The sequence below is a fragment of the Micromonospora sp. AKA38 genome, from assembly GCF_027925725.1.
In the GTDB taxonomy this organism is placed as follows: Bacteria; Actinomycetota; Actinomycetes; order Mycobacteriales; family Micromonosporaceae; genus Micromonospora.
The window spans coordinates 1-20,028 of record NZ_BNEI01000005.1 but is presented as its reverse complement, the minus strand read 5'-3'; the positions used below and the strand labels follow the sequence as shown (position 1 = coordinate 20,028).

Annotated in this window: 16 protein-coding genes; 8 read left to right on the top strand and 8 right to left on the bottom strand. The window is 74.8% G+C overall.

Annotated features, from left to right (window positions below; genetic code table 11):
* Positions 1–6: 6 nt before the first annotated feature.
* On the bottom strand, positions 7–1,047 hold the full coding sequence (locus tag TPA0908_RS17720) for an App1 family protein (RefSeq protein WP_281942593.1): 1,041 nt from the start codon (positions 1,045–1,047) through the stop codon (positions 7–9).
* 120 nt (positions 1,048–1,167) lie between these two features.
* On the opposite strand from TPA0908_RS17720, the gene TPA0908_RS17715 reads away from it, so the two are divergent.
* The 4 genes from TPA0908_RS17715 to TPA0908_RS17700 all read left to right on the top strand — a co-directional run bounded on the left by TPA0908_RS17715 (position 1,168) and on the right by TPA0908_RS17700 (position 5,344).
* On the top strand, positions 1,168–2,757 hold the full coding sequence (locus TPA0908_RS17715; RefSeq protein WP_281939366.1) for a hypothetical protein: 1,590 nt from the start codon (positions 1,168–1,170) through the stop codon (positions 2,755–2,757).
* Between the two features lie 22 nt (positions 2,758–2,779).
* Positions 2,780–3,577, top strand: a complete 798-nt coding sequence (yaaA, locus tag TPA0908_RS17710; RefSeq protein ID WP_281939365.1) for a peroxide stress protein YaaA — start codon at positions 2,780–2,782, stop codon at positions 3,575–3,577.
* Positions 3,578–3,684: 107 nt separating this feature from the next.
* Positions 3,685–4,335: a hypothetical protein gene (locus TPA0908_RS17705; RefSeq protein WP_281939364.1), complete on the top strand. Its 651-nt coding sequence runs from the start codon at positions 3,685–3,687 to the stop codon at positions 4,333–4,335.
* A gap of 55 nt (positions 4,336–4,390) precedes the next feature.
* Positions 4,391–5,344 (top strand): TAXI family TRAP transporter solute-binding subunit, encoded by a 954-nt coding sequence (locus TPA0908_RS17700; protein ID WP_281939362.1) that lies wholly within the window; start codon positions 4,391–4,393, stop codon positions 5,342–5,344.
* A gap of 6 nt (positions 5,345–5,350) precedes the next feature.
* Here the strand turns inward: TPA0908_RS17700 and TPA0908_RS17695 are convergent, their stop codons facing one another.
* Together TPA0908_RS17695 and TPA0908_RS17690 are read right to left on the bottom strand one after the other, a co-directional pair.
* Complete coding sequence (locus TPA0908_RS17695; protein WP_281939359.1) at positions 5,351–6,793, bottom strand: sensor histidine kinase; 1,443 nt, start codon at positions 6,791–6,793, stop codon at positions 5,351–5,353.
* Between the two features lie 10 nt (positions 6,794–6,803).
* Positions 6,804–7,460 (bottom strand): response regulator transcription factor, encoded by a 657-nt coding sequence (locus tag TPA0908_RS17690; RefSeq protein ID WP_107156668.1) that lies wholly within the window; start codon positions 7,458–7,460, stop codon positions 6,804–6,806.
* 87 nt (positions 7,461–7,547) lie between these two features.
* Here TPA0908_RS17690 and TPA0908_RS17685 point away from each other — a divergent pair, with 87 nt between their 5' ends.
* Together TPA0908_RS17685 and TPA0908_RS17680 are read left to right on the top strand one after the other, a co-directional pair.
* The gene (locus TPA0908_RS17685) at positions 7,548–7,886 is read left to right on the top strand and encodes a DUF952 domain-containing protein (RefSeq protein ID WP_281939356.1); all 339 of its coding nucleotides are present in this window, start codon (positions 7,548–7,550) and stop codon (positions 7,884–7,886) included.
* A 67-nt stretch (positions 7,887–7,953) separates the two neighbouring features.
* Positions 7,954–8,496, top strand: coding sequence for an acyltransferase (locus TPA0908_RS17680; protein WP_281939354.1), 543 nt, complete (start codon positions 7,954–7,956; stop codon positions 8,494–8,496).
* Positions 8,497–8,553: 57 nt separating this feature from the next.
* On the opposite strand, the gene TPA0908_RS17675 is transcribed toward TPA0908_RS17680, so the two are convergent.
* The 4 genes from TPA0908_RS17675 to TPA0908_RS17660 all read right to left on the bottom strand — a co-directional run bounded on the left by TPA0908_RS17675 (position 8,554) and on the right by TPA0908_RS17660 (position 14,933).
* On the bottom strand, positions 8,554–10,302 hold the full coding sequence (locus TPA0908_RS17675; protein WP_281939352.1) for a CDP-glycerol glycerophosphotransferase family protein: 1,749 nt from the start codon (positions 10,300–10,302) through the stop codon (positions 8,554–8,556).
* Between the two features lie 201 nt (positions 10,303–10,503).
* Entirely contained in the window at positions 10,504–11,787 is a 1,284-nt protein-coding gene (locus TPA0908_RS17670; RefSeq protein ID WP_281934685.1) for a nucleotide sugar dehydrogenase, read from the bottom strand.
* A 3-nt stretch (positions 11,788–11,790) separates the two neighbouring features.
* On the bottom strand, positions 11,791–13,359 hold the full coding sequence (locus tag TPA0908_RS17665; protein WP_281934687.1) for a glycosyltransferase: 1,569 nt from the start codon (positions 13,357–13,359) through the stop codon (positions 11,791–11,793).
* Complete coding sequence (locus TPA0908_RS17660; protein ID WP_281934689.1) at positions 13,356–14,933, bottom strand: glycosyltransferase family 4 protein; 1,578 nt, start codon at positions 14,931–14,933, stop codon at positions 13,356–13,358. Before TPA0908_RS17660 ends, TPA0908_RS17665 begins: the two co-directional genes overlap by 4 nt.
* Before the next feature lie 278 nt (positions 14,934–15,211).
* Here TPA0908_RS17660 and TPA0908_RS17655 point away from each other — a divergent pair, with 278 nt between their 5' ends.
* On the top strand, positions 15,212–16,396 hold the full coding sequence (locus TPA0908_RS17655; protein ID WP_281934691.1) for a glycosyltransferase family protein: 1,185 nt from the start codon (positions 15,212–15,214) through the stop codon (positions 16,394–16,396).
* Positions 16,397–16,415: 19 nt separating this feature from the next.
* Here the strand turns inward: TPA0908_RS17655 and TPA0908_RS17650 are convergent, their stop codons facing one another.
* Positions 16,416–18,257 (bottom strand): hypothetical protein, encoded by a 1,842-nt coding sequence (locus TPA0908_RS17650; RefSeq protein WP_281934692.1) that lies wholly within the window; start codon positions 18,255–18,257, stop codon positions 16,416–16,418.
* Positions 18,258–18,463: 206 nt separating this feature from the next.
* Here TPA0908_RS17650 and TPA0908_RS17645 point away from each other — a divergent pair, with 206 nt between their 5' ends.
* Positions 18,464–19,813 carry a glycosyltransferase family protein gene (locus tag TPA0908_RS17645; protein ID WP_281939350.1) on the top strand — a complete coding sequence of 450 codons (1,350 nt, stop codon included), beginning with the start codon at positions 18,464–18,466 and terminating at the stop codon, positions 19,811–19,813.
* Positions 19,814–20,028: the final 215 nt, after the last annotated feature.

The following is a 20,028-nucleotide window of genomic DNA, read 5'->3' as shown; positions in this document are numbered from 1 at the left end:
CGGCGATCAGACCAGGTCGGCTTCGCGGAGGAGCTTCCACAGGCCGGCGCCGTCGGGGGCGCTGAGCCACTTCTGGCCGACCGGGCCGGAGGAGGACCGTCCCTGCGGCGCGGGGAGGCTGCCGGCGAGCACGGACTGCGTCGGCGAGAGTCGCCGGATCGCCACGCCGGCCACGTTGTCCGGGTGGGCGGCGGCGAACTCCCGGTAGATCTCCGGGTCGTGCTGCCCGTCGTCGCCGATCAGCAGCCAGCGCACCTCGGGGAACTCGCGGGACAGCCGGGCCAGCGTGGCCCGCTTGTGCTCCCGCCCGCTGCGGAACCAGCGGTCGGCGGTCGGCCCCCAGTCGGTGAGCAGCAGCGGCCCGGCCGGGTAGAGGTGCCGGGACAGGAACCGGGTCAGCGTGGGCGCGACGTTCCAGGCGCCGGTGGAGAGGTAGAAGACCGGCGCGCCGGGGTGGGCGGTGGCCAGGCGCTCGTAGAGCACCGCCATGCCGGGCACGGCGTTGCGGGCGTGCTCGTCGAGCACGAACGTGTTCCACGCGGCGAGCATCGGCCGGGGCAGCGCGGTCACCATGACCGTGTCGTCGATGTCGGAGAGGATGCCGAACCGGACGTTCGGGTCGAGGACGCGCACCAGCGCCTCCACCGGCTCGGCGTCCGCCACGCTCAGGCGTACGCAGCCCCAGCCGGGCGTGAAGTCACCCTCGACGACGGTGTCGACGAAGCCGCTGCGGTCCGCGGTGACCTCGTGGCGCACGCCGTTGACCTCGACGGTCACCCGGGCGTGCTTGGCCGGCAGGGTGGCGAAGCTGCGCCAGCCGCGCACCTTGTCCAGCCGGCCGCGGCGGCGGGTGTCCGGTCGGCCCAGCAGCACGCGGCAGAGCACCCGCGCCCAGCCCGGCGCGCCGTAACCGGCGTACGCGATGATGTTGGGCTGCCACCCGGTGCGCCGCAACCGGCGCTCCACCAGGCCGTGCAGCGCGTCCTCGATGCGCGCGGCGCGGTGCAGTTGGGGCACGGCGAGCTGGTCCGGTGGTGTCGGCGGCACGTGCCAACCCTGCCACAACAGGCCGGGCCCGGCCACGCGAGTGATCTCCGCCGATCCGCCCCGGCACCGGGTGAGCAGCGTGTCAGACTGCGGTCGGGGGCGACGACGGGGGCCTGGGTCGTGTCGACAGCGAAGCGCAACCCGGACGCGCCGGCGCTGGTGGCGTTGCTGCTCGGCGCGGCCGGGGTCGGCTACCGGCTGGTGCTGACGCTGTTCACGGTGCCCGCCTCGAACAGCGACGAGGCCACGTTCGGCCTGGCCGCGCTGCACATCGCCGGCGGCCACGAGCGGCCGGTCTTCCTCTACGGCCAGCGCTACATGGGGATGCTGGAGTCGTACCTGGCCGCGCCGCTGGTGGGCTGGGCCGGGCCGAGCTGGCCGGTGCTGCGGCTGCCACTGCTCGCGCTCTACGCGGTCTTCCTGTGGTTGGCGTACCGGTTGACCCGCCGGCTGTTCTCCCCCTGGCTGGCGGTGGCCGTGGTGGGCCTGCTGGCGCTCGGCTCGGAGCGGGTGGTCCGGGACCAGCTCACCGTGGTCGGCGGCCGGCCCGAGGTCAAACCGGCGGTGCTGGCGTTGCTGCTGCTCGCGGTCGCGCTCGGCGAGCGGCGGGTCCGGCACCGCTGGCTCGCCACCGGCGCGTTCGGCCTGCTCACCGGGCTGGCGCTCTGGTCGGACTGGCTGATCACGCCCTACCTGCTGGCGGCCGGCGTGGTGCTGGTGCTGGCCGCGCCCCGGGACCTGATCGGCTGGCCGGGCGTGCTGCTGGTCGTCGGTTTCCTGGCCGGCGTCGCACCGATGATCAAGGACAACGTGGTGGCGCCGCCCGGGCAGGACTCCCTGTCGGTGTTCCGGGAGATCAGCACGAAGGAGGGGGTCGCCCCGTCGCTCGCGGCGCGGCTGCACGGCGGGCTGCTGGAGGGGGTGCCGCTGGCGTCCGGGCTCTGCCCGATGGACGGCTGCGCGCGCTGGGCGCAGTGGTTCGGCGTGCTCTACCCGGTGCTGCTGGTGACCGCCGCCGGGCTCGGCGTGGTCGCGTACCGCCGGGCCGGGGACCCGGCCGCGCGGGTCCGGGCCGCGGCGATCCTCGCGCTGGTCGCCGGCGCGGCGTTGACGCTGCTGGCGTACGTGCGCAGCCCGCTCGCCGCCACCGACCCGCTGGGCGACGCGCGTTACCTGTCGGTGCTCCAGGTGTCGCTGCCGGCGGTGCTCTGGCCGCTCTGGCGCGCCGCCGCGCCCGCGCTGCGGGCCACCGCCGGCCGGGCGGACCGGCTGCGCGGCCTGCCGGCCGCCGTGATGCTGGCCGGGCTGACCGCCGCCACGCTGGCCGGCACCGCGACGCTCCTGGTCGGCCTGCCCGGGATCCGCGCCGACGAGCGGGACGCCCGCCGGTTGGCCGGCGCGGTGCGGCGCGCCGGGCTGCACGAGGTGTACGGCGACTACTGGACCTGCAACCGGCTGATCTTCAACACCGGCGAGGCGGTGGCCTGCGGCGTGCTGGACGGCAACCTGACCCCGGGACAGAACCGCTACCCGGCGTACTGGCAGCGGGTGGCACGGGCGGCCCGCCCCGGGTACGTGGTGGCGGTCGGGTCGCCGGCCGAGCGCGCCCTGCGGCGGCTGCTGGGCGGGCGGGCCGACGCGGCGGTGGTGGCCGAGGTGGGGCACAGTCGCGTGTACCACCCGGAGCGTGCCGTGCGGCCGTGGCGCTGAGGCGCGCCCGTACGCTGTGCCGATGCTCATCCTGCTGCCCCCGTCCGAGGGCAAGGCCGACGCCGGCACCGGCCGCCGGCTGGACCTGTCCCGGCTCTCCCTGCCCGAGCTGAACCCGGCCCGGGACGCGGTGCTGGACGCGCTCGTCGCGCTGTGCGCCGGGCCGGACGAGGCCGCCGCCCGGGACGCGTTGGGGTTGAGCGAGGGGCAGCGCGGCGAGCTGCGCCGCAACGCGCGCCTGCGGGTGGCGGCGACCGCACCGGCCGGGCGGCTCTACACCGGGGTGCTCTACGAGGCGCTCGACCTGGCCACGCTCCCCCCGGCGGCGCAGCGGGCCGCCCGCCGGTCGGTGCTGATCAGCTCCGGCCTGTGGGGCGCGGTGCGGCTCACCGACCGGGTGCCGCCGTACCGCTGCCCGGTCGGGGCGCGGCTGCCGGGGATCGGGGCGCTGGCGGCGTACTGGCGGGCCGCGCTGGACCCGGCCATGACGGCGGCGGCGGGTCGCGGCCCGGTGCTGGACCTGCGCTCCGGCGCGTACGCGGCCACCTGGACGCCATCGGGCCCGCTCGCCGACCGGACGGTGACGGTGCGGGTGCTGCACGAACGGCTGGTGGACGGCACCCCGTCCCGGTCGGTGGTGAGCCACTTCAACAAGGCCACCAAGGGCCGGCTGGTCCGTGACCTGCTCGTCGCCGACGCCCGCCCGCGCAGCGCCGCCGCGCTGGTGGGGGCGCTGCGCGAGCTGGGGCACACGGTCGAGGAGGGCCCCCGCACGCCCGGCCGGCCCCGGCTGCTCGACGTGGTCGTGACCGAACTCTGAGCGCGGCTTCGCGCAAATTTTGCTCAAGGCTCGGGCGCAGCGGTTCCCCGGCCCGGCGGTGCGGGCCACGGTAGAGGGGCCCCGACGTCGACCAAGGAGCTGTGCCGATGCTCTCCGAGCCCACCACGCTGCTCGACCGGCCGCGCCCGTCGTCGCCCCCGCCGCTGGACTGGCCGACCCTGACCGACGCCTTCGAACTCGCCTGCCTGGTGCGCTGCACGACGCCGCCGGCCGGGCACGTCCGCCGGCTCGACGTCGACCCGTACCGGGGCGGGATCGCCGAGTTCAACCGGGAGGACGCGGCGCACCGGATGCGGTACCTGCTGCGCCGGCTCGACGTGCCGGTCGCGCACGAGCTGACCACCGGTGGGCTGCGCCGCCGGTACGAGTTGCACCGGCTGTCGGTGCTCCCGGAGCACCGGTCGACGTACGCGAACCTGCTGGCGGCCGGCTGGCGGCAGGGCCGTCGCGAGCTGCTCGGCGGGCCGTTCCCGGGCGCGTCGACGGCCCGCCGCGTCTGGCGTCCCCGGCTGGCCACCGCGGTCTGGCGGGCCGCGCTGCTCGCCGGCGGCCGGCACGTACGCCGGCACTGCCTCGGCATCCGGCTCACCGACCGGGACCTGGCGGCGGTGCTGGTGCGCGGCGCGGCGCTGCTGGAGGTGCCGGCGGCGTTGCGGCCGGGTTCGGGCTGTTTCCTGGTGAGCGTCGCCAACGGCGAGCACCGGGCCCGGATCACCGAGAGCGCCGCCCTGGGCTGACCGGTCCCGGCGGCGGGCTTGCGCGGCGGCGGTTGCACGGCGCAGAGTGCAGCGCGTGAACCGACACTGGTCTGCGCGCGGCCGGCGCCGGACCGCAGCCCCGCTGGCGTTGCTGCTGCTGCTCGTCGCCGCGGTGGCCGGTTGCCGGGACGAGCCCTCCGAGCCGGTGCGGATCCGGATCGCCACCGGCAGCCCGACCGCCGTCTACCATGCCTTCGGCCAGTCGCTCGCCGCGCTGCTCAACCGGGAGCTGCCCGGGGTGCGGGCGGACGTGGTGGTGACCGCCGCCTCCGCGCAGAACGTCCGGCTGGTCGGCGCCGGCGACGCGGAGCTGGGCTTCACCCAGGCCGACGTGCTGCCGCCCCGGGAGCCGGCCCACCCGGCCGTGCTCGCCGTGGCCCGCGTCTACGACGACCTGCTGCACCTGGTGACCACCGCTGGCGGTCCGGTCCGCACGCTCGCCGACCTGCGGGGGCGGCGAGTCTCGGTGGGCGCCGACGGCTCCGGCACCGAGGTCACCGCCACCCGGCTGCTGGAGGTGGCGCAGCTCGGCGGCGCCCGGATCCGCCAGGAGCACCTGGGGCTGGACGACTCGGTGGCCGCGTTGCGCGAGGGGCGGATCGACGCGTTCTTCTTCTCCGGCGGCCTGCCGGTGCGCGGCGTCGCCGAGCTGGCCCAGCAGACCTCGCTGCGGATGGTCGACCTGGGCGACTGGACCGAGCCGCTGCGGCGCGCGTACGGGCAGGTCTACGTCACCCGGGACATTCCCCGCTCGGTCTACCAGGCGGAGCCGGTCAGCACGGTGGCGAACCCGAACTACCTGATCGTCCGCGCCAGCCTCCCCGCCGACCTGGTGCGCGAGGTGACCCGGTTGCTGATGGAACGCCGGGAGGAGTTGGCCGCGGCGCATCCGGCGGCCGGCCGGATGAGCCCCCGGTCGGCGATCGTGACCACCCCGCTGCCGCTGCACCCGGGCGCGGCCCGGTGGTACCGCGACGCCAAGCCCTGACCGGGGTCAGCGGCCGACCGGCTCGTCGTGGCGCTGCGGCGCGGCCGGCCCGTCGGCCGGGTCGAGGGCGTCGGCGTCGTCGGGCGGCGCCGGGAACCACAGCTCGGCGACCAGGCCCCTCGGCTCTCCCTGGCGCATGGTGAGCCGGCCGTCGGACGCGTCGACGAGCACCGCGGCGATGGTCAGCCCCAGCCCCGCGCCGTCCACGTTCTGCGCGTCCGGCGCCCGCCAGAACCGCTCGGTGGCCTGGTCGAGCTGGCTGGCCGTCATGCCGGGGCCGGTGTCGGCCACGGTCAGCGCCGTCCCGCCGTCGGCCGGGCGGACGGTCACCGTCACCTCTCCCCCGGCGCCGCTGAACTTGACCGCGTTGTCGATCAGCGCGTCGAGCGCCTGGTCGATCGCGGTCGGCACGGTCCGGGCGTACGCCGGCGTGTCGACCGGGTCGAGCCGGAGCGTGACCGCCCGGTGCCGGGCCAGCGGCAGCCAGGCCGCCACCCGGGACGCGGCGGCCGCGCCCGCGTCCACGGTGACCCGCTGGTTCTCCTCCCGCTCGGCCCGGGCCAGCGTCAGCAGCGCGTCGAGCACGGTGGCCAGCCGGTCGGTCTCCTCCAGCGCCAGCCGGTGCTCGGCCCGGCCGTCCGGGTCGGTGAGGCTGGGGCCCAGCTCCTCCACCCGCAGCCGCAGCGCGGTCAACGGGTTGCGGAGCTGGTGGCTGGCGTGCGCGACGAAGGCCCGCTGCCGGTCCATCACGTCGGAGACCGCGTCGACCATGTGGTTGAAGCTGGTCGCCAACCGGCGCAGCTCCGGCGGGCCGAGGCGGGGCCGGACCCGGGCGGTGCGGCGCCCCTCGGCGATCTCGTGGGTCGCCGCGTCCAGCTCGGTGACCGGGCGCAGCACCCAGCCGGCCAGCCCGAACGCGGTGGAGACGCAGGCCAGCACCGCGAGCAGGCCGATGCCGGCCAGCATCAGCCACCACACCGTGACGGTGCGGCGCACCGCGTCGGCCGGGGTGGTGGTGACCACCGCGCCGAGCACCTCGCCGCCGTCGTTGATCGGGACGGCCGTCACCAGCGGCCCGTCCACCCAGGGCCAGACCGACTCCGGGCCGCTGAACTGCTGCCCGGACAGCGCGGTGTCGACCGCCGGGCCGGTGCCGGCGTCCGGCTCCCACCGGGACGACGCGGCGACGGTGCGCCGGTCCCGGTCCACCACCGCCGCGCCGATGCGGTAGAGGTCGTCGTAGGCGGCCAGTTCCCCGTCCAGCGGGCCGGGACTGCCGCCGCGCAGCGCCGGACCGGCGAGCGACGCGAAGCGGGTGGCGTCGGCGAGCCGGTCGGCCCGGACCCGGTCGGTCTCCCGGGACGCCAGCGTCACCGCCAGCGGGGTCTCCAGCGCGAGCAGCACCAGCACCATCAGCAGCAGGTAGCTGATCACCAACCGGCGGCGCACCGCGGCCTCCTCACGTGGTGCGGAGCCGGTAGCCGACCCCGCGTACGGTCTCCACCAGCGTCGGGTCGCCGAGCTTGCCGCGCAACGAACCGACGTGCACCTCGACGGTGTGCCGGTCGGCCCAGGTGGTGCCCCACACGTCGAGCAGGATGCGGTCCCGGGGCACCGCGACCCCGGGCTGGCGGGCCAGCGAGAGCAGGATGTCGAACTCCTTACGGGTCAGCGTCACCGCCCGCCCGGCCACGCTGACCGTCCGGCCGCCCACGTCGATGCGGACCTCGCCCGCCTCGATCAGGTGGCGTTCCGGCACGGTGTGCGCGGCCCGGCGCAGCACCGCCTCGATCCGGGCCTGCAACTCCACCATCGAGAACGGCTTGACCACGTAGTCGTCGGCGCCCAGTCGCAGGCCCAGCACCCGGTCGCGTTCCTCGCCCCGGGCGGTCACCGCGATGATGCCGAGTTGGCTGCTGCGCCGGCGCAGCTCGCGGCACAGGTCGGTGCCGTCGCCGTCGGGCAGCGTCAGGTCGAGCAGCACCAGGTCGCAGGGGGCGGCGGAGAGCGCGGCGGCGACCGTGGCGGCGTGCTCCACCTGGTATCCCCGGCGGGTCAGCGCGGACGACAGCGCCGCGGCGACCCGTCGGTCGTCCTCGACCAGGAGGATCCGCACCCGTGTCTCTCCGTCCGCTCGACCTGTTGCCCCCGGAATGGTGGCAGACGCGTCGCCCGGACGCGAGGGCCGTTCTAGGCTGCGGTGGTGATCTACAAGATTCTCGCCGACGACGAGTGGCGGGCGGCGCGGGCGGCCGGGAGCTTCGCCGGCACCGCCCTGGACCGGCAGGACGGCTACCTCCACCTCTCCGCCGCCGGGCAGGTGGTGGAGACCGCGCGCCGGTACTTCGCCGGCGTCACCGGCCTCACGCTGCTCGCGGTGGACGAGGCGCGGCTCGGCGACGCGTTGCGCTGGGAGGAGTCCCGCGACGGCGCGCTCTTCCCGCACCTGTACGCCGCGCTGCCGGTCGACGCGGTGGTCGCCGCGCACGCGCTGCCGGCGGACCGGCCGGCCGCCGACGCGGTGGCCGAACTGATCATCTGAAGCGCTCGTTATGCTGCGTCGAGCCCCGCCCGACGGCGCGACGCGCCCCGCAACGATGCGAGTGGAAATGACTGACAGCAACGACCGGTCCGCCTCCGTCTTCGTCCACCCGACGGCCGACGTCGAGGACGGCGCCCGGGTCGGCGACGGCACCAAGGTCTGGCACCTGGCCCACATCCGGTCGAGCGCCCAGGTCGGTGCCGGCTGCGTGATCGGCCGCAACGTGTACGTCGACGCGAGCGTCACGGTCGGTGACCGGGTGAAGATCCAGAACAACGTCTCGGTCTACCAGGGCGTGACCATCGAGGACGAGGTCTTCGTCGGGCCGTGCGCGGTGTTCACCAACGACTTCCGGCCGCGTGCCCAGAATCCGGACTGGACGATCACCCCGACGCTGGTCCGCCGCGGCGCGTCGATCGGCGCCAACGCGACGCTGGTGTGCGGCATCGAGGTCGGCGAGTACGCGATGATCGCGGCCGGTTCGGTGGTCACCCGGGACGTCCAGCCGTACCAGCTGGTGGCCGGCAACCCGGCCCGCCCCAAGGGCTGGGTCGACGCCAAGGGCGAGGTCGTCTCCCGGGACGTCGACAACCCGCCGCAGCAGGGCTGAACGCGCGACGGGGGCGGCGACCGGACCGGTCACCGCCCCCGCGCGTCGGTGCGCCGGTCAGCCGCAGAGCCGGCCGATCTCGTCCCGGAAGCGGTCCATCGGGTTGGACCCGGCCGGGCCGAGCAGGTATTCCTTCAGCTCCCGCCGCGCCTCGGTCATCGGGTCGTCGCCGCCCCGGGTCACGTCCAGGATCTTGGCCAGCTCGCCGCAGTCCGCCGAGAGCAGGTACGCCGCCCGCGCGGTGGGGAACTGCCGGCGGAACTCGTCCTCGGACAGCCCGGCCGGGTTCGCCACCACGTACGGCCGCTCGCTCTGCACGAAGTCGGAGACCACGCTGGACACGTCGCTGACCAGCAGGTCGGTGACGTTGAAGCAGTCGAACAGCGCCGGCGTGCGGCCGGTGACCACCAGGTGCGCGGCACCGTCGAGCGAGGTCGGGTCGGTGTCGCCGCCGGCGGCCCGGATCCGGGCCACGATCCGCTCGTGCGCCGCCCTGGCCTTCGGCGAGCGGGTGCCGGTCAACGGGTGCGGCTTGTAGACCACCCGCAGGTTCCCGGCGGCCAGCAGCCCGGCCACGATCCGCTCCCCCATCAGCACCAGCGAGGTGTGGTAGGGGTCGTCGTCCAGCCAGCCCTCCCAGGTCGGCGCGTAGAGCACGGTGAACGCGTGGTCGGTGGCGCCGGAGCCGAACGTGTGCACGCCGGCGAGCTGCGGGCGACCCACCTCCACGATGTCGCGGTCCAGCACGCCGACGCCGGCCCGGGCGTACCGCTCCCGGCCGGCCGGGCCGGCCACCCACACCTCGTCGTACACCTTGCTGTACGGGTTGACGCTAGCCGCCTTGTCGCTGTCGCCGTGACCGACGAAGACGTGCTTCACGCCCGGCTCGCGCAGCAGGTGGATGTTGGCGCCGACGTTGGCCGCGTACAGCGCGACCCGCAGCGAGCCCAGGTCGAGGTTCATGAAGTCGACACCGGCCGGCACGCAGACCACCGGCAGCCGGGTGTCGGCGAGCTGGTCGAACGCGTCCGCGGCGCGCAGCAGCACCACCGCGCGGCGGCCGGTCGCCTCCAGCGGCGCGAGCCACATGTTGGCCTGGTAGACGTCCTTGGCCGGGCCGGCGAAGTAGAGCGCCACCTCGGGCTGCTCCCGGGCCAGCCAGTCGTGCACGGCGGGCAGCACGCCCGGCGTCCCGCCCCGGCCGCGCAGCGCGGTCAGCGCCAGCACCACGGCGGTGACCAGACCGGCGACCAGCGTGACCAGGCCGGTGAACACCACGGGGGCGACCCGGTCCAGCGCGGCGGCCACCACCGCCGCCGGCACCAGCAGCACGTTGAGCAGCGGCATCCGCAGCCCGGCCAGCCCGCGCGCCCAGGCCGGCGGCACCGGGACGCGGCGCAGCGCGCCGAGGTCGATGTTGCGGGTGTACGCCGGCGGGTCGACCCGCCCGTCGATCGTCTTCGTCACGGCGGTGGTGAGCACGGCGAGGGTCCACAGCGCGGCGGGCAGCAGCAGCACCCCAACCGTGCCGGTGACGCCCGGACGCACGGCGGCGAGCACCAGCAGGACCACCGACAGGTCCCGCAGCAGCCGCCGGAACGTGGCGCCCACACCGGCCTTGGCGAGCAGCTCGGCCGTCCCGGCGTACCGGACGGCCAGGGCCGCCTCACCGGCGAGGGCGACCACCGCGGCCACCGCGTACGGGACCACCAGGCCGAGCGCCCCGGCGAGGATCATCACGCCGTACCCGAGGAGCGTCGCGCCCACCGCGGCGAGGCCCTGCTGGCTGCGTACTCTGCTGAACAACGACACGCTCCCTGTCTGCCCGCCGCTGTCGGCGAGGCCCGATACCGGACGGCTGCGACCCTAAACGGGTCAAGTGACGCAAGTATTACCGGGGTGTCCGAGAGGTGAACATCGGACGACGACTTTCACGCCCGGTACCCGCCGGGGCACAACACGAAGCGGGCCCCGGCCGTTCCGGCCGGGGCCCGCCGCGCAGCCTGATCAACCGCCGATGACCACCCGGCGCACGCCCGCCCAGCGGGCCGGGTCGGTGACCCGACGGCCGTCCACCAGCACCGTCACGCCCGGCAGGTCGGCCGGGGTGAGGTTGCGGTACTCCGCGTGGTCGGCCTGGATCACCGCCGCGCCGACCGGCTCACCGTCGTAACCGGGCAGGCCGTGCGCGGCCAGCTCCTCGTTCGAGTACATCGGGTCGGACACGTAGGGCGTCGCGCCCCGCCGGCGCAGCGCCTCCACGGTCGGGAAGACGCCCGAGAAGGCGGTCTCCTTCACGCCGCCCCGGTAGGCGGCGCCCAGCACCAGCACGCCCACCCCGGTCAGGTCGCCGTACGCGGCGGCGAGCAGGTCGACCGCGTAGTCCGGCATCGCGGCGTTGGCCTCACGCGCCGAGCGGACCACGGTGGCCGCCGGGTCGTTCCACAGGTACATCCGCGGGTAGATCGGGATGCAGTGGCCGCCGACCGCGATGCCCGGCGAGTGGATGTGGCTGTACGGCTGGGTGTTGCACGCCTCGATCACCTTGGTGACGTCCACGCCGACCGTGTCCGCGAAGCGGGCGAACTGGTTCGCCAGGCCGATGTTCACGTCCCGGTAGGTCGTCTCGGCGAGCTTGGCCAGCTCGGACGCCTCCGCCGAACCGAGGTCCCACACGCCGTTGGGCTTGTCCAGGTCGGCCCGCTCGTCGAAGTCGAGCACCGCCTCGTAGAACCGCACGCCGTGCGCGGCGGACGCCTCGTCGATGCCGCCGACCAGCTTCGGGTAGCGGCGCAGGTCGGCGAAGACCCGGCCGGTGAGCACCCGCTCGGGGCTGAACACCAGGTGGAAATCGGTGCCGGCGGTGAGGCCGGAGCCCTCGGAGAGCATCGGCGCCCAGCGGCTGCGGGTGGTGCCGACCGGAAGCGTGGTCTCGTAGCTGACCAGCGTGCCCGGCTTGAGGCCACGGGCGATGGCCCGGGTGGCGTCGTCCATCCAGCCGAAGTCCGGTACGCCCTCGGCGTCCACGAACAGCGGCACGACCACGACGACCGCCTCCGACTCGGCGACCGCGGCGGCGGTGTCGGTGGTGGCCGACAGCAGCCCGGCGGCGACCGCCTCCTTCAGCTTGACGTCCAGGTCGGCCTCACCCGGGAAGGGCACGGCACCGTCGTTGACCAGCTGGACGACCCGCTCGGAGACGTCGGCACCGATCACCCGGTGCCCCTTCGAGGCGAACTGCACGGCGAGCGGCAGGCCGATCTTTCCGAGCGCGACGACGCAGATGTTCATGAACTACTTTCCTCCAGAGGGCCAGATGCGGCGCAGGCGGGCAAGGAACCGACCGGGGGTCACCGGCGTGATCGCGACGATCACGTGGCCCTTGTGGTTCGTGGTGGGTGTGACGAGGTGCAACCGGGCGCCGTGGCGGGCCAGCAGCTTGGGCGCGGCGACGGGTCGGTCGGTGCGCATCGGCGCCGAGCCGGCCCCGTCAAGCGCGGACACCTCGGCGCGTACCGTCCGCCGTTCCCCGTTCGGCGCGACGACCGCCAACAGCCGGTCCACCGCGAAGTCGGTCCGTACGACGGTACCGGGCCCGTCCGGCGTCACCGACGTGGCACCCGTGAGATCGCCCACGCTCACCCGCAGCGCCTCGGCGCTCAGCTCGGCCAGCTCCGCCCACCGGCTCCGGGCGGTGACCACCAGGGCCCGCGCACCGGCGGCGTCCCGCCCCCAGGCCAGCCCGGTCGCGGTCAGCTTCGCGAGCTGCGCGGCGGCACGGTCGGTGACGTCGTACCAGTCGTCCGGGTAGCCGAACGCGGGGTCGCGGAACCCGACGTGGTGGGCGTACCAGCGACCGTCGTCCACGGTGACCTCGGGCAGCGTCTTGTCGGCCTGCTGCCCGATCAGCTCGCGCAGCGCGTCGAGCCCGCCGTCGCGCGCCACCGCCAGCCGCACCCGCAGGGCCGGCTCCATCCGGGCGAGCACGCCCTCGGTGAGGTACGCCCCGGCCAGCTTCCGGACCCGGTCGTGGACGTGCTGCTGCACGTCCGGGGAGAGGGTCAGGAACTCCTCGCGGAGCAGCTTCGCCACCTCCCAGCTGAAGTGGCGCACCAGCACCGCGTCCCGCTTCGGGCCGGGCCCGATCAGGCCGGCCACGAACGCGACCAGCTCCTCGGCGCAGCGCAACCGCTCGGAGAAGCGGCTGGCGTAGGTGATGTTCTGGGCGTTGTCCCGCTTGACGGCGAAGTAGTAGTCGTAGTCGCCGAGGACCGAGACCTTCTTCGCCCGGAAGCACGCCTCCAGCGTGAACGGCTGGTCGCTGCCCATCGGCATGTCGGTGCGGAAGCGCAGCCCGTGCTGCTCGACGAGGTCCCGGCGGAACAGCTTGGTGTTCGACAGCGACCAGGGCAGCGCGCTGTCGAACAGGTCGAGCCGCTCCGCGGTGCAGGCGTACGCCGCCTGGTGCACGTAGCGCTTGTTGGTGCCGACCATCCGGCCGAGCACCACGTCGGAGTCCCACCGGTCGGCGGCGGCGACCAGGCGCTCCAGGGCCTCCGGCCCGAGGTGGTCGTCGGAGCCGACGAAGAAGACGTAGCGGCCCCGGGCGTGGTCCAGCGCCAGGTTGCTCGGCGCCGCCGGGCCACCGGAGTTGGCCTGGTGCAGCACCCGGACCGTCCCCGGGTAGCGGGTGGCGTAACGGTCCAGCTCCGCGCCGCTGCCGTCGGTGGAACCGTCGTCGACGGCGACGACCTCCAGCCGGTCCCGGCCGATGGTCTGGCCGACCAGCGAGTCCAGGCAGGCGGTGAGGTACGGCATGGTGTTGTAGACGGCCACCACCACCGTCACGTCCGGCTGGCTCACGCGCCCACCTCCACCGAAGCCGGAACCGCCGCCGGAGCCGGCGCGGGCGCCGGCGTGGCCGGGCGGGGCGGCGCGTCGGGCAGCAGCCGGGCGTAGACGTCGTCGAGCACCCGCGCCTGCGCCTCCCACGTCCAGTCGGTCAGCAGGCCCGGCCGGTCGTACGCGGCGCGGTACCGCGCCGGATCGGCGAGCACCGCGGTGACCGCCCGGACGAAGTCCGCCACGTCCTCGGCGCGGAACACCTCGCCCTGGCCGGTCTCCCGGACAGTCTCGGCCATGGTCCGCACGTCGGAGACGACGAGCGGCAGGCGGGCGTGTGAATACTCGAAGAACTTGGTGATCAGCGCGATCTCGTGGTTCGGCCAGTGCTGGATCGGGATGACGCCGACCTGCGCGCCGGCCAGGAAGCGGACCACCTGGTGGTGCGGCACGTACGGCAGCACGTGCAGCCGGTCCGCCACGTCCAGCTCACCGGCCCGGGTGACCAGACCCCTGACGTACGCCGAGGTGGGTTTGTTGACCACCAGGGCGACGTGCGCGCCGGGCAGCCGGGGCAGCGCCTCGACCAGCACGCCCAGCCCGCGCTTGGCGGCGGCCACCCCGCTGTAGACCAGCAGCGGGGCGTCCGGCCCGAGCCCGCACAGCGCGCGGATGTCCGGCACCGGCCCGGTCGGGTCGGCCGGCAACTCGTCGACCGCGGGGGCGTTGAGCACGACGGCCGGGCGCTCGGCCAGCCGGTGTTCCTCGCGCAGCAGGTCGGCCAGGCCGCCGGAGACGGTGGTGGTGGCGTCCGCGTACGGCACGTACTCCCGCTCGTGCGCCACGTTGCCGGGCAGCCAACGGGCGTTGTCCCGCCACGGCTGCACGCCGGGGAGGTATTCGTGGGCGTCCCACACCAGCGCGATCCGCCGGCCCGTGGCGGCGGCCCGGATCTTCGCGCGGGCGCCGACGCCGAGCATCCGGAAGTCGTTGGCGTGGATCAGGTCCGGCGCCAGCTCGTCGACGACCGGGCCGTACGCCAACTCGTAGTCCCACAGGCCGGGCTCCAGCCGGCGCCACGCGCCGTCGCCGCGCAGCCGACGCCAGAACGCCGTGTACGCGCGGTCCCAGGGGCCGTCCAGCTTGCGGCCCTTGCGGGCGCGGGTGAGCTGGCGGTTACGGAACCCGACCCACCGACGGGTCAGGCCGGCCAGCTTCTCCTCGGCGCGCAGCGTGGCCCAGGGCAGCCCGCCGGGGCGGCCGGCGCCGGACTCGCGGGCCGCGGTGGTCAGCGCCGCCCGGCGGACGGCCAGGTCCGCGCGCCACGCCCGGACCGTCTGGGTGCGGTGCGCGGCGACGCCGCTCGGCGGGTACGCCAGCGGATGCCGCAGCCAGGCGCGGCGGAACTCGTGCCGGCGACGGGACAGCGGCTCGGCCATGGGGATCAGGCGCACCTCGGCGGCGCCGAGCCGCCAGCTCTGCGGCTGGCCCACCGGCGCGCGCCCGAGCAGGACGACGTCCCAGCCGGCGTCGGCGGCGGACCGCGCCGCCTTCTGCACCCGGGAGTCCCCGATGACCCCGTTGTCCACCAGCATGACCACCCGTCCCCGGGTGCCCGCCGCTGCGGTCGTGCCGTCAGATCCCATTCCTGCCCGTTCCGTCGTCGCCAGCACCGCGCCCGCGGACCCGAGCGAGTCTACGACAACGGTTCCGGCCGCCACGCCGGCCGCCGTCGGCGATCCGTGACCTGTCGCGCCGATTGCTACCCTCCATGCTGTTCAACGACCGGTGCACGCCCCGGGTCGTCGCCGGGCCGGCGGCACGCCGCCCGCCCACGGCCCGCGTGCCGCCGGATCACACCAGGTCAGCGCGGATGGATCAGACAATGGACGTGGTGACGACCGAGGAACCGAGCCGCCCGGCGTCGGCAGCGCCCGACCCGCCCCGGCCCACGCCCGCCGGGCGGCTGCGCCACGCCGCCCGCGCCGCGCTGCCCGCGCTGGCGGTCTACGCCGTGATCCGCCTGATCGGGCTGCTGACCGTCTGGATCTGGGCCGGCAACGTGGGGAGCAACCCGGTCGAGCAGCTCACCCGGGCCGACGGCGGCTGGTACCTCGCCATCGCGCAGCACGGGTACGACGGGTACGAGAAGACGCAGAGCAACATGGCGTTCTTCCCGCTCTACCCGGGCCTGACCGCGGCCCTGGACCGGATCTCCCCGCTCAGCCCACGCGAGTCGGCGCTGCTGGTGGCGTGGCTGGCCGGGCTGGCCGCCGCGTGGGGGCTGTTCGCGATCGGCGCGTACCTGCACGACCGGCGCACCGGCGTCCTGCTCGCCGCGCTCTGGGCGGCAATGCCGCACGCGGTGGTGGAGTCGATGGGCTACAGCGAGAGCCTGTTCACCGCGCTCGCCGCGTGGACGCTGTACGCGCTGCTGCGCCGGCACTGGGTCACCGCCGGGGTGGTCTGCCTGTTCGCCGGCCTGACCCGGCCCACCGCCTCGTCCCTGATCCCGGTGGTCGGGCTGGCCGCGCTGCTGGCGGTGCTCCGGCGGCGGGACGGCTGGCGGCCGTACGCGGCGCTGCTGCTCGCGCCCGCCGGCTGGCTGGCGTACCTGGCCTGGGTGGGGGCGCGGACCGGACGGCCGGACGGCTGGTTCCACATCCAGTCGGCCGGCTGGGGCACCTCGTTCGACTTCGGCGTCTACACCGTCGACCGGGGGCAGCAGGCGCTGGTGCAGGTGGCCGCGCTGCCGCTGCTGGTGGTCACCGTGGTGGCGTTGGTGTCGCTGATGTTCTTCGTGCTGAGCGTGCTCGACCGGCAGCCCTGGCAACTGCTGCTCTACAGCGGCCTGCTGCTGGTGACCACGCTCGGCGCGGCCGGCTACTACCACTCCAAGGCGCGGTTCCTGCTGCCGGCGTTCCCGCTGCTGCTGCCGGCGGCCGTGGGCCTGGCCCGGGCCGGTCGGGCCCGGGCCGTCACGGTGCTGGTGACGCTCGTCGTGTTCTCCGCCTACTTCGGGGGGTACCTGCTGCTGATCTGGACGAAGTCGCCCTGACCGGCCCGCCGCCGGGCGGTCAGCGGGTGACCGGCCGGACGTCCCAGAGCCACACGTCGTCGACCCGCCGGCCGGGGCCGTACAGCGCGTCGAGCACGACCTTGAGGTCGTCGTGGCGGCGCGCCCCCCGGTCCGGCAGCACCACCGCGTCGGCCTTCCAGTACCGCACGTCGGTGCGGGCCTGGGCGATGTCGGCCGGTCCGACCGCGGTGTCCCGTTCGCCCCGGGACACGGCGGTGAGCAGCTTGGCGGTGGGCTGCGGGTCGACGCCCCAGCGCCCGGTCGCGTCGGTGGCGGAGACCGGCCCGAGGAAGTAGCCCTCGGGCACCGCGAAGCCGGCCACCGCGGCCGAACTCCAGTACAGCGACGTCATGCCGTTGACCGGCACCGGCACCAGGGTGCGACCGGGCGCCACGTGGTCGCGCCAGGCCCCGCCGGTGACGAACTCCGGCACCGGCGTGCGACCCCGCGCCTCAAGCGGCACCGGCAGCACCGGCAGCAGCGCGGCGGCCACCGCGACGGCACCGACCCGGGCGGCCAGTCGCCCGGACGGCTCGTCCCGCCGGGCGGCGAGCCGGTCGCCGGCCACGGCCAGCAGGACACCGAGCGCCACGGTGGTGATCAGCGCGAACCGGGCCACCACCACGGAGTCGAACACGGGCAGGTCCTGCACCAGCGCGAACGGCGCCGGAATGTCGGTGCGGCGGGTGCCGGACGTCCAGGTGGTGCCGATCGAGAACAGCGCCGAGACCAGGCCGACGACGCCGAGCACCCGGGCCGTCACGTCCCGCCGCAGCCACCACAGCGCGCCGGCCGCGAGCACCAGCAGCGACCAGCCGTAGAAGCTGGCCTGCTCGGTGGTGTTCGGCGCCCAGCCGACCGCGCTGGTCGGGCCGCCGGCCACCGACTGGGTGGCGTACCTGACGTACGAGCCGAGCTTGAGGGCGTAGATGTCCGGGGTGCCCGGGTGGCCCACCCGGTGCTGCGGCCCGGCGAACTGCATCCAGAGCGGGTACGCCGCCGCGACCCCCACCAGCACGGCGGTGATCGCCAGCCCGGGCAGCATCGGGCGCGCCCGGCGCAGCGCGTCGCGGGGTCGCACCGCCAGGTGGGCCAGGACCAGCATCAGGCAGCCGAGCGCGGTGAGGAAGAGGATCTCCAGGCTCACGAAGAACTGGGCCACCACCAGCCCGCCCAGCACCAGGCCGTCGCGGACCACGTGCCCGCCCCGGGACAGCGCGACCACCCGCCAGACGATGAACGGCACCAGCCACTGCGCGGTGATGTGCGGGTGACCGTTGCTGTGCGAGACCAGCGCCGGGGCGAAGGCGCAGAACAGCCCGCCGACGAACGCGGCGGCCCGGGAGTCGACCAGGTGCCGGGAGAGCACGTGGTACCAGGCGTATCCGGTGCCGGCCAGGTTCAGCGTGATGAACAGCAGATAGGAGAAGGACGCGCCGAACAGCAGGGTGACCGGGGCGAGCACCAGCCCGGGGAGCTGGAGCCCGACGTTGGTCATCAGGTTCACCCCGGCCGGGGCGTTCTGGAGCGTGGTGAAGAACGGGTTCTCCAGGTGGCTGACCGCGTGCGCCGCGTACGCCAGCATCCACTCGTTGAAGCCCTGGTCGTTGGGGCGGCTGCCGAGCAGTCGCCCGCCCGGGTCCCGCCAGCCCCGGGCGGTGACCCAGACCGCGCCGAGCAGGAACACCAGCGCGACCACCGCGTCGACCCGGGACCACCGCCGGCGAGCCGGACGACCCTCGGCCGCCGGCGCCGGACCGGGGGTGTCGCCACCGGCCACCTCGGCGTCCCCGGCGGGCACGGGCTCACGATCGCGGGTGTCGGGCGCGGGCGAGGTCATGGCGTAGCAGTCTACGAAAGCGGTGACCCCCACCCCTCGGTGGCACGTCCGGCGCGCGGGACGGCGTTATTGTAGGGTCCGCAGGCTGTCCGAGGGCCGTTCCGCTCTCCCCCACCCTCCCAGGATCGGAATCGATGAACAACGGGCGAACTCTCTGGGACTCGTTGAAGCTCCCCCGGCCGCGACGGTCCGGGTCCCGACCGCACATGATCTATTTGGCCATCGGCTTTCCGCCGGCCGCCAAGAGCTGCGCCTACCGGATGCGGGAGACCGCGAACCAGTTCGCCGCGGCGGGCTGGGACGTGACCGCGGTCACCATCGCGGACGAGGCGTGGGAGCGCGAGTACGGGCTGGACCACACGTTGTCCCAGGGGGTGGACCCGCACGTCCGGGTGGTGAAGCTGCCGCTGTTCCGGGACGACCTGGAGACCGACATCCGCGCGTTCACCGAGCAGCGCGCGCTGGCTCACCTGGACTACCTGGCCGACCTGCGCAAGCAGAACCTGAAGATCTTCCCGGAGCCGGTCTTCGGCGGCTGGCGTCCCGCGCTGGAGAAGGCCCTGCTCCAGATCCACCGGGAGCGGCCGGTCGACCTGCTGGTCACCACCTGCGCCCCGTACGTGAACCTGTCCGCCACGTGGAAGCTGTGGGAGACCCACCAGGTCCCGTACGTGGTGGACTTCCGCGACGGCTGGTCGGTCGACGTGATCAACAACGGCGAGGCGTTCACCCGGGAGTCGGTCTCCGGGCAGTGGGAGATCAAGCTGCTGACCAACGCCATCGCCATCTGGAACGTCAACGAGCCGATCTCCCGCTGGTACCGCGAACGCTATCCGGAGCTGGCGCACAAGATGCGGGTCGTGCGCAACGGCTACGACGCGGCCAGCATCCCGGCCGAGACGCTCCCCGCCCCCGCCGACCGGCCGCTCACCTTCGGCTACCTCGGCGCGCTCAACCTGCCGGTGCCGCTGCTGAGCGCCGTGCTGGAGGGGTGGCGGACGGCGCGCGCGGAGGACCCGGCGCTGGCCGACGCGCGCTTCGAGGTCCGCGGCCACATCGGCGCGGCCTGGGCGCGCGGCGACAACGCCCACGCCGAGCTGCTCCGGGCCGCCGCCGTCGACGGGGTGGTGGTCGGCGGCTCGGTGCCCAAGGCCGAGGTGGTGGACCTCTACTCCCGGTGGGACGCGGTGGTGCTGATGGTGACCGGTGGCCGGTTCATGACCTCCGGCAAGGTCTACGAGTACATGGCCACCGGGATGCCGGTGGTCTCCGCCCACGAGGCGGACCACGACGCCTCCACCGTGCTGTCGACGTACCCGCTCTGGACCGGCGCGGTCGGGTTGGACCCGGCCGAGCTGGCCGGCGCGTTCCGGCGGGCCGCCGCGATGGCCCGCGAGGCCGGCCCCCAGGAGCGGGCGAAGGCCCGCGCCGAGGCGCGGCAGTACGCCCGCGAGGAGCAGCTCATTCCCGCCGTCCGCGAGGTCACCGAGCTGGTCTCGGCACCGGCGCCCCGCGGACGTCCCCGCCGGCGCGCGCGTCCTGGCCCGAGAAGGTAGGTCATGATCGAGGTCCTGATGGTGATGGGCACCGTCCCCGGGCGGGTGGCGGTCCTCACCGACGCGTTGACGCAGTTCCGCGCCCTGGCGTCACCGTACGGGTGGCCACCACGTTCGACCCGGCGGAGCGGATCCCGGCGGCCACCGAGCTGGCCGAGCTGCACCTGCTGCCGACCGCCAAGGAACTGGGCCCGCGGTTCGGCCGGATGGTCAAA

What these genes read in the sequence shown, in the direction of transcription:
- TPA0908_RS17705 (WP_281939364.1), top strand. Translation starts at nt 3,685, where the DNA reads ATGCTCTCCGAGCCCACCACGCTGCTCGACCGGCCGCGCCCGTCGTCG.
- TPA0908_RS17650 (WP_281934692.1), bottom strand. Translation starts at nt 18,257, where the DNA reads ATGACCTCGCCCGCGCCCGACACCCGCGATCGTGAGCCCGTGCCCGCC.
- yaaA (WP_281939365.1), top strand. Translation starts at nt 2,780, where the DNA reads ATGCTCATCCTGCTGCCCCCGTCCGAGGGCAAGGCCGACGCCGGCACC.
- TPA0908_RS17670 (WP_281934685.1), bottom strand. Translation starts at nt 11,787, where the DNA reads ATGAACATCTGCGTCGTCGCGCTCGGAAAGATCGGCCTGCCGCTCGCC.
- TPA0908_RS17680 (WP_281939354.1), top strand. Translation starts at nt 7,954, where the DNA reads ATGACTGACAGCAACGACCGGTCCGCCTCCGTCTTCGTCCACCCGACG.
- TPA0908_RS17660 (WP_281934689.1), bottom strand. Translation starts at nt 14,933, where the DNA reads ATGCTGGTGGACAACGGGGTCATCGGGGACTCCCGGGTGCAGAAGGCG.
- TPA0908_RS17645 (WP_281939350.1), top strand. Translation starts at nt 18,464, where the DNA reads ATGATCTATTTGGCCATCGGCTTTCCGCCGGCCGCCAAGAGCTGCGCC.
- TPA0908_RS17655 (WP_281934691.1), top strand. Translation starts at nt 15,212, where the DNA reads ATGGATCAGACAATGGACGTGGTGACGACCGAGGAACCGAGCCGCCCG.